This is a genomic window from Ureibacillus manganicus DSM 26584, from assembly GCF_000772945.1.
Classification (GTDB): domain Bacteria; phylum Bacillota; class Bacilli; order Bacillales_A; family Planococcaceae; genus Ureibacillus; species Ureibacillus manganicus.
The window spans coordinates 13057-31112 of record NZ_JPVN01000017.1; the positions used below are offsets into that span (position 1 = coordinate 13057).

The 18056-nt window shown below is 34.6% G+C and carries 16 protein-coding genes and 1 pseudogene; 8 read left to right on the plus strand and 9 right to left on the minus strand.

The features are described 5' to 3' along the window. The first annotated feature begins 2 nt into the window (after nt 1-2). Together CD29_RS13645 and CD29_RS13650 are read left to right on the plus strand one after the other, a co-directional pair. Nucleotides 3-380 (plus strand): RidA family protein, encoded by a 378-nt coding sequence (locus tag CD29_RS13645; protein WP_036187934.1) that lies wholly within the window; start codon nt 3-5, stop codon nt 378-380. A 255-nt stretch (nt 381-635) separates the two neighbouring features. Continuing rightward, entirely contained in the window at nt 636-1901 is a 1266-nt protein-coding gene (locus tag CD29_RS13650; protein WP_052124166.1) for a dicarboxylate/amino acid:cation symporter, read from the plus strand. 215 nt (nt 1902-2116) lie between these two features. Here the strand turns inward: CD29_RS13650 and CD29_RS13655 are convergent, their stop codons facing one another. From CD29_RS13655 to CD29_RS13675, 5 genes are all read right to left on the minus strand, one after another. Next, entirely contained in the window at nt 2117-3067 is a 951-nt protein-coding gene (locus tag CD29_RS13655; protein WP_036187937.1) for an AEC family transporter, read from the minus strand. Between the two features lie 72 nt (nt 3068-3139). Next, nucleotides 3140-4303, minus strand: a complete 1164-nt coding sequence (locus tag CD29_RS13660) for a M20 family metallopeptidase (RefSeq protein WP_036187940.1) — start codon at nt 4301-4303, stop codon at nt 3140-3142. Next, on the minus strand, nt 4303-5814 hold the full coding sequence (locus tag CD29_RS13665; protein ID WP_036187943.1) for a tripartite tricarboxylate transporter permease: 1512 nt from the start codon (nt 5812-5814) through the stop codon (nt 4303-4305). Before CD29_RS13665 ends, CD29_RS13660 begins: the two co-directional genes overlap by 1 nt. Nucleotides 5815-5826: 12 nt before the next feature. Then, on the minus strand, nt 5827-6276 hold the full coding sequence (locus CD29_RS13670; protein ID WP_036187946.1) for a tripartite tricarboxylate transporter TctB family protein: 450 nt from the start codon (nt 6274-6276) through the stop codon (nt 5827-5829). 17 nt (nt 6277-6293) lie between these two features. Then, the gene (locus CD29_RS13675; protein ID WP_036187949.1) at nt 6294-7274 is read right to left on the minus strand and encodes a tripartite tricarboxylate transporter substrate binding protein; all 981 of its coding nucleotides are present in this window, start codon (nt 7272-7274) and stop codon (nt 6294-6296) included. 137 nt (nt 7275-7411) lie between these two features. On the opposite strand from CD29_RS13675, the gene CD29_RS13680 reads away from it, so the two are divergent. Further along, a complete protein-coding gene (locus tag CD29_RS13680; RefSeq protein ID WP_036187952.1) occupies nt 7412-8314 on the plus strand; it encodes a LysR family transcriptional regulator in 903 nt (300 codons plus the stop codon). A 61-nt stretch (nt 8315-8375) separates the two neighbouring features. Here the strand turns inward: CD29_RS13680 and CD29_RS13685 are convergent, their stop codons facing one another. The 4 genes from CD29_RS13685 to CD29_RS13700 form a co-directional block, all read right to left on the minus strand. Continuing rightward, a complete protein-coding gene (locus CD29_RS13685) occupies nt 8376-9830 on the minus strand; it encodes a Na+/H+ antiporter NhaC family protein (protein WP_036187955.1) in 1455 nt (484 codons plus the stop codon). 26 nt (nt 9831-9856) lie between these two features. Further along, on the minus strand, nt 9857-11026 hold the full coding sequence (locus CD29_RS13690) for an MFS transporter (RefSeq protein WP_081976262.1): 1170 nt from the start codon (nt 11024-11026) through the stop codon (nt 9857-9859). A gap of 70 nt (nt 11027-11096) precedes the next feature. Next, nucleotides 11097-12371 (minus strand): amidohydrolase, encoded by a 1275-nt coding sequence (locus CD29_RS13695; protein WP_036187958.1) that lies wholly within the window; start codon nt 12369-12371, stop codon nt 11097-11099. An 18-nt stretch (nt 12372-12389) separates the two neighbouring features. Continuing rightward, complete coding sequence (locus CD29_RS13700; RefSeq protein ID WP_036187961.1) at nt 12390-13565, minus strand: MalY/PatB family protein; 1176 nt, start codon at nt 13563-13565, stop codon at nt 12390-12392. A 250-nt stretch (nt 13566-13815) separates the two neighbouring features. On the opposite strand from CD29_RS13700, the gene CD29_RS13705 reads away from it, so the two are divergent. From CD29_RS13705 to speB, 5 genes and pseudogenes are all read left to right on the plus strand, one after another. Beyond that, a complete protein-coding gene (locus tag CD29_RS13705) occupies nt 13816-14172 on the plus strand; it encodes a MarR family winged helix-turn-helix transcriptional regulator (protein ID WP_235801843.1) in 357 nt (118 codons plus the stop codon). Continuing rightward, nucleotides 14157-14333: pseudogene (locus tag CD29_RS20310) on the plus strand (IS5/IS1182 family transposase); the annotation flags it as partial. The gene CD29_RS13705 and the pseudogene CD29_RS20310, both read left to right, overlap by 16 nt. A gap of 282 nt (nt 14334-14615) precedes the next feature. Beyond that, the gene (locus tag CD29_RS13710) at nt 14616-15482 is read left to right on the plus strand and encodes a LysR family transcriptional regulator (RefSeq protein ID WP_268870993.1); all 867 of its coding nucleotides are present in this window, start codon (nt 14616-14618) and stop codon (nt 15480-15482) included. A gap of 198 nt (nt 15483-15680) precedes the next feature. Beyond that, nucleotides 15681-16901, plus strand: coding sequence for a sodium/glutamate symporter (gene gltS / locus CD29_RS13715; RefSeq protein ID WP_036187965.1), 1221 nt, complete (start codon nt 15681-15683; stop codon nt 16899-16901). Nucleotides 16902-16985: 84 nt separating this feature from the next. Next, entirely contained in the window at nt 16986-17924 is a 939-nt protein-coding gene (gene speB / locus CD29_RS13720; protein WP_036187967.1) for an agmatinase, read from the plus strand. Nucleotides 17925-18056: the final 132 nt, after the last annotated feature.

Below are 18056 nucleotides of genomic sequence, written 5' to 3' on the forward strand. Positions count from 1 at the left end.
AAATGGAATTCATCACAACTAAAAAAGCTCCGGAAGCAATCGGACCTTACTCACAAGCAGTCAAAGTCAACAATATGCTTTATCTTTCGGGCCAGATTCCAATAAACCCTGAAACTGGACAAGTAGTAGAAAATGATATCGTCCTGCAAACCCGGCAAGTTCTACAAAATATAGAAGCCATTTTACACGAAGAAAATTTGTCGATTGATCAAGTAGTGAAGACGACCATTTTCATAAAAGATATGGCTCAGTTTCCAATTATAAACGAAGAATACAGCAGCTTTTTTAAGGATCATAAACCTGCCAGATCTACAGTAGAAGTGAGCCGTTTACCAAAAGACGTATTGATCGAAATAGAATCTATTGCGGTTCTAAGTTAGGCAAGGAGCAAGTCTTGAAATTGTTGGGACAGTGGATAACGAAAGGTGAATCTCTTTTTTTGACAGAAGATATAGCCATGCACTTTTTTGTAAGCGTTTTTATAGTGGATGAATTTTTAGAAAAACAACACGTTCAAAAGTACTCTAAAACATCTTAGAAATACCCCTTTGTCAGACACAAGAAAAAATGTAATACGAAATTACACGTTAGTTAATCTGTGTTCAATGCCAAAGAATAATAAAGGGGAGAAATAAATGTTTAAGATAAAAGGAAATTTGTTGGCTCAAATCTTTATTGCATTCGTGCTTGCAGTTGTGTTAGGTATAGCTTTTGGTCCTTCGATTGAAGTATTAAAGCCACTTGGGGATTTATTTTTACGTCTCATCAAATTCATTATCGCCCCATTAATTTTAGCATCACTAGTTGTTGGGGTAGCTAGTACAGGGGATCCGAGGAACCTGGGGAGAATCGGTGCAAAGACAATTAGTTACTACTTGATAACTAGTGCAATTGCAGTCATCATCGGTTTGGCTATTGCCTTTTTGATCAATCCAGGAAAGGGTCTGAATATAAGTGCACCTGAAGAGGCAACAACAGTGAATGAAACTGGTGGGGTAATTGCTACTTTACTAAATATCATTCCAGATAATCCTTTCGCTGCACTTGCTACAGGTAATGTATTACAAATTATATTCTTTGCGATCTTTATCGGGATTGCCATTTCACTCGTTGGGAAACCGGCGCAACCAGTTTATCGATTCTTTGAAGGTTTCGCAGAAGTCATGTATAAAATAACGGGAATCGTCATGTGGGTAGCACCAATTGGTGTATTAGGATTGGTCGCACCAGTAGTTGGCCAATATGGGGTAGATGTATTAATGCCGCTATTAAAAGTAATTCTAGCTGTAGCCATAGCTTGTATTATTCATGCTGTCTTCATTTATTCACTAGCAGTTAAGAAATTTGCCAAGATGAGCCCTTTAAAATTCTTTAAAGGAATCGCTCCGGCAGCCACTGTTGCCTTCAGTACATGTAGTAGTGCTGGAACCTTACCTGTTACTATGAAAAACACACAGGATCTAGGTGTATCGAAAAAAATAAGCAGCTTTGTTCTCCCACTTGGAGCAACTTTGAATATGGATGGAACTGCCATTTATCAAGGGATAGCGGTTGTCTTCATTGCCCAATTTTATGGAATGGACTTAACCTTCTTACAATTATTAACCGTTGTGTTAACAGCTGTTTTGGCATCCATCGGCGCAGCAGGGGTCCCAGGAGCAGGGGTCATTATGCTTGCCATGGTACTCGCATCAGTAAACATGCCATTAGAAGGAATCGCTCTTGTAGCTGGTATCGATCGTGTACTAGACATGTTCAGAACTTCAGTTAACGTCATAGGTGACGCATCGGCAGCAGTCGTAGTTGGAGCTACAGAAGATGGGTTAGGGTCTGATAATATCAACGACACAAAAGTTGATGAAGAATCCCATACTAAACAACTTGACAGTGTTAATGTGTGAAAATAAGGTGGGTACCTCTTTAGGTACCTGCTTTTTTTCTGTTAGTGGGATTTGAATTGTTTAGTTTTAGAAGATCGATTAGGGAATGAAGTTTATCAAAATTACATCGGATGTTAGGAGGTTTTATTTTTTGGGATAGGGTGAGACGAGTGGACAAGGTCCCTCGTCTGAACTTTCAACGGCTAGAAAAGGACTACAAAGCTGTACTGTGACCCCTAAAAGCTTATCATATTTAAAATTAATATCATTAATGGAATGGTGAACATTGCAAAAATTGTTGAAATCGCTGTCGTTGCTGCACCCATTTCATCATCTGATGAAAATTTTGAAAAAAGAATTGATGCTAACGTTAAAGAGGGCATCATGGATTGTACGAACACGGTTTGGAATATTGTATTATCTAGGCTCAACAGATTCCCAATACTTAATACGATTAAAGGTACTAATATAAGTTTAATTGTAATCGGAAGCCAAAGTGCTTTTTTGTAGGTCGCTAACGAATTAACAGCACGCGCTTTATAAAGATTCATTAATAACATTCCAATATAGAACATCGCTAATGGTGCACCTAGTGAAGCTAGCAGGTTAAACAAATCAAGGAAAAATACATAAGGTTTAATCTGTATGATTGAAAATGTTAAACCGAATACGATTGCAATCATAGGTATGTTAATAAGAGATTTTAGCGTGTTTAGATTTACTTTTTTCTCTTTTTGTAAAATTAAGGATCCTACAGTCCATAAAGTGATATCTACTCCTGCGTCAAACATTGCAGCATAAAGAGCACCTTCGGGACCTAGAAGAATTGCGCATAGGGGGATACCGATGAAACCGGTATTCCCAAGGCCTGATAAAATAGCAATTTCACGAGTTCGATCTAACTGGGGATATACTCGTGAAGCAATTAGTCCACCAATAATAATTCCTAATATATTAATAATAATAGATAGAAATAAGACAAGGAACGCATTGGAAAGTAGCTCATTGGTCATATCAAGTTTAAATATACTTGAAAGAATAATACAGGGCATTGCTATGTTCACGATTAAAGTCGTAAACATATTCCTTATATCATTGTTAAACTCTATTTGTTTCGTTATAAATGCCCCAATCATAATCATAATTGTAATAAGTGCAATGGAGTGAAAAACAATACCAATTGCCATTGTAATTCCTACTTTCTCCCTTGAAAAAGCACCATGCAATTGTTCGAATTGGCATAGTGCTTTACGGTCGTATTAGAGTTGTTTACAGAACAATAAGATTGAGCTCGCCAGTAATTTTGTACGTGGAATTAATGAGTTTAACTCCATGTATTCATTTTCTGCATGCCAATTTCCACCAATTGGCCCCATTCCGCATATGGAAGGGATTCCTAAAGCGGCAGTAAATCCAACATCAGCAGCACCTTTAGTTGTTTGTTCCGTAATATTAATGTCTAAATAATTCGCAGCATTCTTTACAATTTCCAAAAGCTTCAGAACACCTTCGTTTTTTTCCATCGGAAGCATACCAATGTCACCTGATAGTTTGCTTTTCGTTCCTTCTATATAACTTGTGTTTACTATTCCTTCAATCTCTTTATACGTTTTTTTATAATCTTCTAATTTCCAAAAAGCAAGATGTATGCTTGTATAAGCGCAAGGGGATACAACATTATTTCCAATCCCACCATTTAGTTTTCCAAAATTGATGGTAATCCCATCTTCAATATTCATTAATTTCTTAATATGAATCATTTTTTGTGCGAGTTCATCATTGGCACTTATTCCATTCTCGATAAAAGCGCCAGAATGAGCTGCTTTCCCTTCAATATCGATACGTAAATGTGCTGATCCTTTACGTGCAGTAACTATTGAACCGTCTGGTCTTCCAGGTTCTAAATTGAAGACGCAAGAAGCATCTTTAGCTAGTTCAGTAATTACACTCTTTGAAATAGGTGAGCCCAATTCTTCATCTGGAGTGAATAGCAATTGAATATCACATATTTCATCTGCTGCTAAATTTTTAAGGGAACTAGCTGCTTGAATCATTGTGACTAAACCGGATTTCATGTCTGATACTCCAGGTCCAGCAATGTGATTTTCAGTTATCTTGAAAGGTCTATTTTTCGCTGTTCCGTCTGGTAATGCAGTATCTTTATGGCCCATTAGTAAGATTTTACCTTTTTTCTTCCCCTTAATAGTTGCAATGATATGGTTGCCGTAATTCTCATTTTCTAAAATTTCATAATCTATATTTTCTGACTCTAGTTTTCTTCTAATTTCATGGCCGACAAGGTTTACACCTTCTTTATTGACTGTAGGACTATCAATATTCACGATAATTTCTAAAAGGTTTAGTGAATCTTCGTATTTGTTTTCAATGTCGTTATAAACTTTTTTTAATAGGCTGTCATTCATTATGATTCTCCTTCGATAGACTGCTGTTTTAGATTCTTTTTCTTCATTTCATTCCAGAGGATCCGCCCAAGAATGAAAAGAGTAACAATAATTACAACAGCTGAAATAGGTCTTGTGATGAAAATAGAGAAATCATTTTGTGATAATAACATTGATCGTCTAAAGTTTGTTTCGATAATTGGTGCTAAAATCATTGCAAGAAGTAAAGGGGCTAATGGGATCCCAAACTTCAATAGTAAATAGCCTAAAAAACCGAATACTAACATAATTAGTACATCAAATGTTGAATTTGAAATAGAATAGGAACCTAAAATACAAAAGACAACGATCGTAGGCATTAGTATAGATTCGGGAATTTGTAAAATTTTTGGTAGCACTTTAGCGGCACCAAGACCTAAAATGAGTAGGAAAATATTCGAAATGATTAATGCTGTAAAGATTCCATAAATAATATCACCATTTGTAGTAAATAATGTTGGTCCAGGTGTTAGACCTTGAATCATTAAAGCTCCTAACAATACAGCCGTTATAACATCCCCTGGAATTCCTAAAGTTAGTAGGGGTACCAGAGCACCTCCTGTTACAGCACTATTTGCTGATTCAGTAGCTGCAATACCGTCGATATTTCCTTTTCCAAATTTCTTCTTATCTTCTTCATTTGAGGCTCTTTTTAATTCATTGTATGCGACAAATGAAGCCACTCCAGAACCTGTAGCAGGAATAATTCCTATAAATGTACCAATTGCAGATGATCGTAAAATGTTAAACCAATTTTTCTTTAAATCGGTAAATTTCATACCAATCGACGTTTCTGCTAGCCTTGCTTTCATCTGCTCAGATTTTCCTTCAAGTCTTGTTAGTACTTCTGAAATAGCAAATAATCCTATTAATGCTGGAACGACATCTATTCCATTTAATAGATTAGCATTTTCGAAAGTAAAGCGGTTTGTCCCTGTAATCGGATCCATTCCAATAAGTGCAATAAAGAAACCGATTAACCCTGCAATAAGACCCTTTAAAAGGGAATCACCTGAAACACCTGCAACAATTGAAATGCCAAATAAACCAAGGGCAAAATACTCAGGTGGCCCAAATGTTAAAGCTACATTAGCAAGTTGTGGAGCAATTAAAATTAGCGCTAAACAACTGAGTAAACCACCAACAGCAGAAGCAACTGTTGTCATAGTTAAAGCCTTTTTTGCTTCTCCTTTTTTCGTTAATGCAGGACCTTCTAAAAGTGCTGCCGCTGCCGCAGCTGTTCCAGGAGTGCCGACTAAAATAGAAGTTAAAGAACCTGCATAAACTGCTCCAACGTATACACCAAGTAGGGCACTGAATGCTACTACTGGGTCAATACCAAATGTTAAAGGAATTAGTAAGGCAATCCCCATTGTTGCTGTAAGACCAGGAAGTGATCCAAATACAATACCTAATGCTACACCGAGTAAATTTGCAATAATAGCAGCAGGTACTAATGCATATAAAATACCTTCAATTACTTCTGTGGACATGTATTTCCCCTCCTACTCAAAAAATCCTGGTAATGGTATATTGAAAGCTTTTGTGAATATGAGATATAAAAGAATAGGAAGAATCACAGAAACCCCGATTAAAAGAACAGGTTTCCTAACTCCAAATATAAACTGAGCTACTAATAAAAATACGATTGTTGAGATGATAAAACCAGTAACAAAGAATAGCAGAACATATCCAATTAGTACTCCAGTAAATATGAAAATTGTTAATAGTATATTTTTATCAAGTTGGAATGTATCTTTACTTGCCTTCCACTTAAAAATGGTATTTACAACTAAAATAATGGAAGCAATCATTAATAATGTTAGAATTAGTTTAGGAAAAAATGATGGTCCATATGGTTGGTTAGAATCTATTTGACTAGTGAAGAAAAATCCAATAGTAGCCAAAGAGAAGAGCAGGGTACCTGCTCCTAGGTCGATCACTTCTTTTTTCATAGTTCTACGCTCCTTATTTACTTAAGCGATTGAATGACTTCTGCATTTTTAACATTCTCTTGTTCTACTTTTGTTTTAAAATCTTGAGAGTTTAAATAACGTATTGGTAAACCTGCATTTTTAAATTGAGCAATAACATCTTCATCTTCAAGTGCTTTTTTAATTGCTTCATCTAATGTAGTAATAATTTCTTCTGGTGTTCCTTTTGGCGCCATAAAGCCGAACCATGCACCATTCCCGATTAATTCAAAGCCAAGTTCCCCAAAAGTAGGCACTTCGGGTAAATCTTCTAATCTTTCTTCAGATGTAACTGCTAAAATTCTTAAACCATTCCCGTTATGAGGAATAATTTCTGAAACAGTGTTAACAGATGCTGTCGTATGATTTCCTAATAGAGCACTTACAGCTTCAGCACCACCTTCAAATGGAATATGCTCCATCTCTACACCGTCTAAAGTAGCAAGGAATGCAGAAGTTACAACATGTTGGTGAAGGCCGGCACCAGTAGTTCCATAAGTTACTGATTTCGGGTTATTTTTAGCTTGATCAAGTAACTCATCCAAAGATTTAACAGTAGAACTTTCATTTACAGCAATTCCATAAGGTGCCTCTGAAATTTGAGCAATTTGTTCGAAATCCTCTGTTACGGTATAACCAACATCATTTGAATTTGGAGTTAATGTGGAAGGTCCTACAGCAGTTAAAATAATATTGTATCCATCAGCTTTAGATGATTTGACTGCATTCATCCCAATTGAACCAGCTCCACCAGGTTTAGAAATTACATTTACGGTTTGCTTTAATTCTTTTTGTAAAAATTCTGCAATAATACGAGCTTGTAAATCGCCACTACCTCCAGCAGCATATGGAATTGTAATGTTAATCGTACGACTTGGGTAATCGCTACCGTTTGTAGTACTCCCACTACTAGCGCTAGTTGAACACGCAGCTAGAACAACTATTAATAATAAGGTGCTTACTAATTTCAAAAATCTCATTTGAACCCCTCCGAGTAATATTTTGAGTGAAAATTCTAATTATTCCCCCTGGTGAAAATTCTAGATGTTGCCGTATAATATGTAAAATATATATTATAACTATTAAATATATATTTTTTATATAAGGGGTGAGATAAATGGATTCAGAGCGTTTGAGATACTTTGTTGAGGTAATAGAAAAGGGATCGATATCTAAAGCTGCGTTATCACTAAACATGACCCAGCCTCCTTTAAGCATTGCCTTAAAGAAATTAGAAGAAGAATTAGGAACACCTTTATTTATAAGGAAGGGGAAAAAAGTAATAGTAAATGATACAGGTAAACTATTATATAAGCGCGGTAAAGAGTTATTATTATCAACCGAACAAGTGAAAAATGAAATCGTAGAGTTTAGTAATGGGAAACAATCGGAGGTTACAATAGGGTGTTCGACCATTGCCAATTTAACAATCATTCCTGAAGTTGTTAAAAGACTAAATGAACGAAACTTAAAAATAACAATACGTGTATTAGAAGGAAATGCAGCTTTTATTTTAGATCAACTCAGACAACACAAAATGGATATTGGAATCATGAGAAATATTTTTAGTGAAAACGATTTACATACAACAGCATTACTTTCTGAAAATCTATATGTAGCTTTACCACACAATCATCCATACGCTCAATATGAAACGATTAGCTTAGATAAACTATCAAACGAAAACTTCCTTATGCCTCATACAACCATGGGATTAGGAATTTCAGATTTTATTTTAGAAGCTTGTCAAGTTCATGGATATACACCAAAAATTATTTATTGGGGCACCGAAACAATCCCAATGTTAAATATGGTAAAAGAAGGGCTGGGTATAGCTTTTGCACCTGAACTATTTACAAAATTAAAAGATTACAAGATGCCACCTTTAGTAAAGTTAGTGAATCCTACAATTAGTGCGAAACTTAATTTAGTGACATTAAAAAATAGTGTAAAAAGCTTACCAACTGAACAATTTCTTGAGGTAACGAAAGAGGTTATTAATGAATTGGCGATAGAATAGTGGTGGAAAGGGGGGACAGGTTATGCCTGTCCCTCTGTCCCTGAATCACAAAACACTAATATTAAAACCCAACCCATCCAATCGATGCAATGTAGTAGAGAATTATTGAACCTACAACCATCCATATAATGAATAAAGGGATCATAAATTTAATCCAGGAACCGAAGTTTGCTCTTGCGATAGCTATCGCTCCCATAGTAGCACCAAGAGTAGGAATGATTAAATTTCCTAAACCTCCTCCAAATTGTATTGAAGTAACTAATACTTGATCAGTCATTCCAAGCATATCTGCAACGGGTTGTAAAATAGGCATCATCACTCCACTCATTCCAGATCCAGATGGTACTAAGAAGTTGAATATAAGTGCAACTAAGAAAATAAAAATAGATGTAATACCAAGTGAGAAGTCTCCTAATGAACTTGTCATGAAGTTAATAACAGTACTCAAAATATTACCTTTTTCTAGAATAATACTTACGGTTCTTGCTAAACCAATTACAACAGCAACTACAACCATATCATTTAGTCCCTTAGTAAAAGCTCCAACCATCTCATCTAATGATTTTCTTTTCACAACAAAAGCAACTATAAATGCTAACATGAATACTGTAATTACTGCGCCGTTATTATAAAGTGCCGCCCAATTTAGAACAAGATTTCCATAAGCTAAAATAATTGGAGAAATAATAACAGTTCCAATAACGACTACGTCTTGCCAAGTAACTTTCTGTGCTTTATCAATTTTAACTTCACTTTCTTCTTGACCATTCATTGTGATCCATTCTGTATTTCCCATTGCACTTTTTGAAGGGTCCTTTAAAACTTTACGAGCATATAGGACGACATAAGCTGCTGTAATTGGCATGAAAATTAAAAACATAATTGTTCGTCCAATATATCCTGAGTAAAGTGGAATACCAGCAAATAGTTGCGCAATATATGCTTCGCCATTTGGAGCAACTGAAAATGCAAGAAATAGAGGTAAAAATGTAACTGCTAATGCTGTTATCGGATCTAACTTTAACTTACGGGTTAGTATGACCCCTAATGTGACAAATACAATCATCATGTCGCCGCCAAGGAAAAATCCTATGAAGGACATTAATAAGAACATACCTAATACAAGAACATTAGGTCCAGCATTTTCGAATCTCATAATTAAAGCACTGATAATTTTATTGATCGAATCTAATTGGAATATCCCACCTAGTAAACCACCCATGAAAAGAATAGTAATAATTACATTACTAGCTTTAACTCCACCTTCTAATATAAGTGTTAATGCATAAATTGGATTGACAGGAGTACCTTCCACACTATGATAAGTACCAGGAATCAATTTGCCATCTTCAGAATACTCAAAATTTCCTGCTGGAATAATATAAGTTAATATACACGCTATTAACATCATTAGTAACATCATAATAATGACATTCGGTAATCTAAATTTGAATTTTTTCATTGGACTTTTCACTTCATTTTTAGATTCTATTTTAGAGTTTATCTTCGTAACCATAAATTTCCCCCTTGTGTATAAATAATTTACATTGCTTTTTGAAACCCCTTTGCTAAAACGATAGAAATAAAGAGTAGTAAAACTATAAAAATCCATAACACATTAAAATGAGGAATTGTTTCTAATAATCCACCCCCGATTATAGGACCGAGTATACTACCAAAACTGAACACAATTCCTGATAATACAGTCCCCATTGGAATGAGTTGTTTTGGTATTAAATCGATCATGTAAGCAATTCCTAAAGAGTATATGGACCCAACAAACATACCTGCTATACATAACATAGAGATTAATAAAATAATATTGTTAAAGAAAATGACACCAACAACAAATGAGATAGTACCAATGGCAGTTGCAATCGCTAGAATTTTTCTTCTTCCAAAACGGTCACTCATGATTCCTAAAGGAATTTGAAATAAGATACTTCCTAATGCAAATACTGAAACGAGCACGGAAATTAATGTTAAATCAAGATTGGATCGTAATACTTGAGTAGGTAAATTGACATTAATGACAGATTCTAAAACGCCATAGGTAAAAGGGAATAATAAGGCAACCCAAGCGTAATTTAAAACGAGTTTAAATCTAGTAAAGAAATCCATTAAACGAAAGTTAACTTGCTCGTCATACTGAATGGAATGTCTATTTTCTAAAAACAAGACAATAATAAAAACTGTAATACTTAAACAGGCTAATATGAGAAATGGTAGATTTTCATTGTATTCTATTAGACTAGTAGCATAAGGTCCAATAGCAAATCCTAATCCGAAACATAATCCATAAATTGAGATAATTAGACCTCTTTGTTTTTGCCCAACGGTGGAAGTAATCCATGTTTGAGATGCTAGTGCGCACATATTCGCCCCAATACCGATCAATAGTCTTAACAAGAACCAAATGAAGATCGATTCAAAAACGACAAATAGAAGGTTAGAGATAAATGTTATGGTTAAACCGACTAAGATTACATTTTTAAACCCAAATTTACGAATAACCATTTCCATAAAAGGTGACGCAATTAATATTCCAATATAAAAAGCTGATGAGTGAAATCCAGAGATTGTTGGTGAAATCCCTTGTTGTTCAAAGATTATGGATATAACTGGCATGAGCAAACCTTGAGAAATACCGGAAACTACAACGGTTATTAATAGAACAAACAAGACAGATTTTTTTAGTGTGTTAGTCTCCACTGCTGGTTCTCCTTATCGCAATTATTGGTGATAAAGACTATGAAAAACATAAAGTGTGCCTCTTAAGATCTTAAATTTGAAAACCATTATCTATAAATAAGTCTTTTACAGATCTCTTATAAGGTGTAAATTTAATATCTGCACCTGCATTCAAAAAATTAATAGCATATTCAACTGTTGAAGCAATACCTATCTTTAAAGCGCTTTCATCAATATCGAAATTTTCATTATGATGTTCTGCACCTGAACCTAGTTCTTCATTTGCAATGCCTAAGAATGCAAAAACCCCTGGGAAATATTTTTGATAGATTGAAAAGGATTCCGATGCCATCCATGCTGGATATTTATAATTCACTTCGCTCCCTAAAGCTTTTGAAACGGCTTCAGTAGCAATTTGAGAACATTGTTCGTTGTTGTAGACGATCAGATCCATCGCTTTTGGTTCTGAAATATAGTTGAATTGACAATGATGAAGATCACAAATTTTAGTTAAAATCTCTTTAAACTTAATTTCAGCTTGTTTCCCTTGAGAAAAGTGTAAAAATCTACACGTTCCTGAAAACGTCAATGTTTGTGGAATAATATTAGCAGCATTTCCATATTCAATCGTTCCAATTGAAAGAGCTATTGGGTCAAAAGGATTCAATCCAGTTAATCGCATTGACTTGATATTTTGGTAGAAGTCTGTGAAACAATCGAGTGGTGCGATGGATAAATCGGGTCTTGAACCATGACCGCTTTTTCCTTCAATCATCACTTTAAATGCGAACGCACTAGCCATCCGAGGACCTGCTTCAACAGAAATCTTCCCTGCAGGAATATCCGATTTTAAATGTGTTCCCCAAACTCCATCTGCACCGATTTCATGTAATCTAGTTAAAAGATTATAGATTCCACCACCAATTTCTTCCGCTTGTTCAAAGGCTAAAATAATGGTTCCATTTATTAATTCTTTGTGTGCTGTTAGAATTTTTGCAGCACCTAGTAGCATAGCTGTATGAGCATCGTGGCCACATGTATGAGCAGCGGCATCGTTTTTGGAAACGACTTCTTTCTTTTGTTTTAAATTGAACTCCGATTCCTTCATAGGTAACGCATCTAGATCAGCACGTAAAATCACTTTTTTCCCTGGTTTGTTGCCCACTATATAGCCAATAATGCCGCCATTCTCCACAATCTCAAAAGGTATGGACATTTTATTTAACTCATTTGTGACATATTGAATAGTGTTTTTTTCTTGTAGTCCAATTTCCGGGTTTTCATGTAAAAAACGGCGAGTACGTATGACATAATCTTCTATATCCAGTGCCTCTTTTAAAACGTCTAGTGAAGTTTTATTTACCATAATAATAACCTCCTATCTTTAATTGAACTCTTTCGCAATTCGAACAAATGCTTCTTGTACAAGACTTCTTGGTGATGGGAGACAGATTCTTTGGAAATCTTCATATTCTTTTCCAAACATTTTCCCATCTTCTAAGACAACATTCGCCTTGTTATAAATTCGATCATGCACTTCTTGTGGTGTTAAGTTATAGCCACTAAAATCCATCCATAAGACATAGGTGCCTTCGGGAATACGGTATTTTACTTGAGGCATCTGTTCACTTAAAAATCGATCCACCCATTCAAATGTTCCATCCAAATATTCTTTTAGTTGACCCAGCCATTCATCACATTCGTTATAAGCTGCAATGAGTGCAGCAATTGCGAAAGGCGTAGGGGACTGCATTCCTTGTACCGTTTCATATTTTTTTCTTAACTCTTCATTTTGAATAATCGTGTTTGAGCAATGTAAACCAGCTACATTAAATGTTTTGTTAATAGCAGTGAGAGTAATTAAATGATCATAATTTGTGATTGATGCTAATGGATGAAAGGCTGCGTTTTTCCGTATTAAATCTCCATGAATTTCGTCACTAATAATAATTAAGTTATTTCTTTCGCCAATTTCTGCGATTCTACGAAGTTCTTCTTTTGTAAAAATGCGACCAGAAGGATTATGTGGGTTGCAAAGGATGAGTAATTTATTTTTAGGGTCTTGCGCTTGTATTTCTAGCTCTTCAAAATTGAATTGATATTGGTTGTTTTCATCTAGTACTAGATGGTTATCAACGATTGTACGTCCATTATTTTCAATAGCAGTTGCAAATGGCGGGTAAGAAGGACGTTGAATGATGATTCCATCTCCAAGTTCGCTAAATGCTTTTACACATGTATTGATGGCATTAACGGTTCCTGGGCTATAAACGATCTGTTGTTTTTCGATCTGCCAATTATATTTTCTGCTAAACCAATTTTGGATCGACTGATAGTATTCATCTGGAATGATTGAATAACCAAATATTTTATTGTCAATGACTTTTTGCATAGCTTGGATAATGGGTTCCGCGACTGGAAAATCCATATCAGCTATAAATAGGGGCAATGTATCATTGTCAAAACGTTCTGTAAAACCAATTGATTTGATAAGTTCACCCCCATCCCACTTTACAGAGTTACTATTCCTTCTATTTACAACAGTGTCAAAGAGTTGCATAATTTCTCCCTCCCTAGTAAATTAAAATTAGTTTAGCACCTGAACTAATTGAAATCAATATTAAATTTTCAGAAAATTTAATTATTTTAAGATACCAATAATGGTATAATTGGTGTAGATGGGAGGAATTAAAATGATGGATAAAAATAAATTGGTCTATTCGATAATGGATACGCTTTACGAATTATCCAGAGAAATTAGCGAATATGAATCGATTCCAAGACAATATGGAACGGATGATGAGATTTTTATGGTAGAGGCCCATACGATTAACTTAATAGGGGAAAATTCAAGTATTACAATCTCTGAAATTGCCAAAATGTCAAATAAAACAAAAGGTGCAATTTCACAGATGGTGGAAAAATTAATTAATAAAGAAATTGTCTTTAAGGTAAAAGATTCATCAGATCAAAGGAGAGTTTTTTTAAATTTAACGGAAAAAGGAAAACGAATATTCGATTATCATAAAAAACTCGATGAAAAAGAATATTCAAAGATTATCAAAAAGCTTAATCACTTTACATACGATGAATTTGAAACGTTCTATCAAATTGCCCAACAAATGTTGGAGATTATGAGAGAAGGTAGTGCCAAGGGGACAGAATAGGTCACAAAAGTAAAACTTCTCATTTTTTTGGGTACAAAACGGAATTTATGATGACAACAACTGATCGAATTATCACGGCAGTTCATGTAGGTGACGGTGCTTATGTAGATGGAACCAATTTTAATGAGTTATTAGAATTAACTATGAAAAGTGGTGTAATAAGTAATACCTTCACATTGGTTTACTTTCCTTTCAATTCCATTATGTAATGTGAAGGTATTTTTTATATTCTCAAACTAATTCCCCTTATTTTTGTAAAAAATTTCAGTGGTACGTGCTAAAAAGTGTATGGAATGATGTGCCCTCCTTGTATTAAAAGATGAATCAAATTCAACTAAAAGGTATTCCTTCTTAACTTGTAGAAATATATATTAATTGAAAGTAATTTAGTTAGATTAAAAAAGAAAGACATATTAATTTCAAAGGAGTAGATAATCATTAACATTCAAAATTTAGAAGCATTTATTTATGTTGTCTATTCTGGTAGCTTTAGTAAGGCTGCGGAGGCATTGTATTTATCACAACCTTCTATTTCAGCACGGATTCGATCTTTGGAAAATGACTTAAATACAACGTTGTTAAAAAGAGATGGCCGTAAGTCACTTTTAACTGAGGCAGGGAAGAACTTTCTGCCATTTGCTGAGAAGATTTTAGAACAGTATCAAAAGGGTATATATAAATTAAATCAACAACTTTATATACCTGATCAAATAAGTATAGGGTGTTCTAACTCTGTATCAAGTTATTTACTACCTGAAATAATCCCTCATTTAATAAACAAATTCCCTGAATTGAACATTACAATTCAATCTTATCATTCAGAAGAGGTTGTTTCTAAAGTACTTAATCAGGAAGTAGATTTTGGAATTGTAAGAGAAATTACGCATCCCAAAATTAATTCGATTTTAATTTTAAATAGTCATGTCGGACTTTATGCAAGTCCAGATCACCCGCTAATTAAAATGCAAGAGAGAATGACTAAGGAAGACCTATCCAACTATGAATTTGTTTTTTACGACCATAATTCTACCGATTGGCTGCTAATTAGCCGGTTGTTAGAACCTGTTAAGATTCAAAGAAAAATTATTATTCATGTAGATAATATGGAAGCAGCTAAACGATTAGTAAAAAAGAATATGGGGCTGTGTTTTTTACCTGAGCACGCCGTACAAGAAGAATTAGATAATGGCACAATAGTGCAAGTACCTATTGATTGTATTACTGAAGTAAGTACCAAAATTTCAATAATCTATTTAAATGAAAAAGAGAAATCTCCCATCGTTGAGTTAATTGAAGAACTTTATAATTAAGATCATGAACCGTTTAGTGTGTGTTTTTTATCATACTTAGAACGGTTTTTTTGTATTGAATTTATATGAAAAATTTACAAACAAAGCCACCTATAAAATTTTTCTATAAATTCATAAACTAATTTGATGATTGTAAATGTAAATATAATGTTATAGTTTCGTTAATAATTAGAAAATTCGGTTAAAGGAGGCGGATAAATGGTCTATGAAAATGGTGTTCTAACATTAAATTTGATAACCTCAGTCGCATTAGGAGTTTTGTTATTACTTATAGGTAAATGGTTAAGTAACAAAGTCAGTTTCTTCAGAAACTATTGTATACCTGCTCCAGTAATTGGGGGCTTTGGTTTTGCGATTGCTGTTTGGATTTTAAACGGAGCGAATATTACGATAACCATTGATAAAACTTTAGGCGATCTGTTTATGTTTATCTTTTTTGTAACGATAGGTATTGGTGGCAGCTTTGCCCTTATTAAAAAGGGTGGTAAGCTATTATTCTATTATCTTTTAATCTGTTGGGGACTTGCTATTTTTCAAAATGGATTGGGTGTTGCTTTAGCATCATTACTAGGAATTGATCCACTTTTAGGAATTGCTTCAGGTGCGGCCGCTTTAGAAGGTGGCCATGGGATGGTTGCTGCAATGGCTCCATTTATCGAAGAATCTGGTGGAACGGGTGCATTAACAGTAGGTATGGCGGCTGCAACATACGGACTTGTTGCAGGAAGTCTAATTGGCGGACCTTTAGGTAACTGGTTAATAAAGCGAAATAACTTAAAAATTGAAACAGATGAAGGCTGGAATAGATCTTTAGATGCTTCAGAAGGAATTAAAATAGAGGACCAAATTACTGTAAGAAATGTATTCACTTTAATTGCGGTCATTATTATCGTTTTAGGAGTAGGGACGAATGTTGCAAGATGGATTACAGATGCAACAGGATTCACAGTTCCAGGACATGTATTTAGTTTATTCTTAGGATTGCTATTTGCATCAATAAATAGCAAAAAACAATTTGTTGAAATGAATAGAAAAGGCATTGAGATTATTTCTGTTATATCTCTAGAACTTTTCTTAACAATGGCAATGATGAATCTTAAGATTTGGGAATTGTACGACCTTGCTCTACCTTTAATTATCATATTATTAGTACAAACAGTGTGTATTATTCTAATTGCTTGGTTAGTTGTCTTTAGATTTACTGGTAAAAACTATGATGCTGCTTTATTATCGGCTGGATTTATTGGACATGGTTTAGGTGCAACGGCAAATGGATTAGCTGTAATGGATTCAATTACAAACAAATACGGAGTGATTTCACGAAAGGCGTTCTTTATCATCCCAGTTAGTGGATCAATGCTGATTGATTTAGTTGGGGTTCCGTCAATTGTAATTTTTACGAATATTTTTGCACCGTAATTAACTATTTAATTGATTCATAGGGAGTAACTGTAATTATTTACAATAAACTCTACTACATTTATCGAAATTGGAGGATTTATCATGAATAAAATTAACATGCCCATTACAGGAATTGCATCCTTTGCAAAGTATCCAATATGTGGTGATTTAGAAAACTTAGATGCAGACATTGCAGTATTAGGTGTTCCATATGATACAGGGGTAGGTTTTTTATCTGGATGTCGATTTGGACCTAGAAGAATCCGTGAAGTGTCTACTCATTATAGTCGTGGCGATGCTGGATTTTATGATCCAGAAAGAGATGAAGTGTTCTTAGCAGCACCGAATAAAATCGTTGATGTTGGAGACGCAGATGTCGTCCACGGAGATATCCAAGGTTCCTTTGACGCAATTGAATATGCAGTTAGAAAAATTAGGGAAAAAGGTGCAATTCCAGCAATTATGGGAGGCGACCACTCGATTTCCATTCCGATTGCGCGGGCTTTAAGTGACGAAGGTGATATAACAGTAATACAATTAGATGCACATCTTGACTGGTCTGACGCGCCAGGTGGACAACGTTTTGGAAATGGTAGTCCAATGAGAAGAATGTCTGAGATGGGCCATATTAAAGACATGATTCAAATCGGTTTGCGTGGTCTTGGAAGTAGTAGAAAAGAAGATTTCGAAGCAGCGAAGGAATTCAATAGTCATCTAATTTCTGCAAAAGAAGCACAGTCCATTGGTGTTGAAGGGGTACTTTCTCAAATTCCAAAAGCTGATAAATATTACGTTACTATTGATATTGACTGTTTTGATATTTCTTTAGCCACTGGAACAGGATCACCATCTCCAGGCGGATTCTCATATGACTTTTTGAATGATATATTAATTGGCATTGCGGAAAAGGGAAATGTAATTTGCTTTGATCTTGTTGAGGTTGCTCCACAATATGATCCTACTAATTCTACTACACGTGTAGCTGCTATGACCATGTTGAATTTTATGGGGCATATATTAAAGCAAAAAGAAAAAAATTAAACCTTCACATGTCTTGAAATTAAAATATAGTGTAAGAATAGGAAAAGTGAAATCGATAGTGAGATTTCACTTTTTTTAATTATATAGCGTAATTGTGATCATTAAAAGCTGTTTCCATGTGTAAAGAAGTGT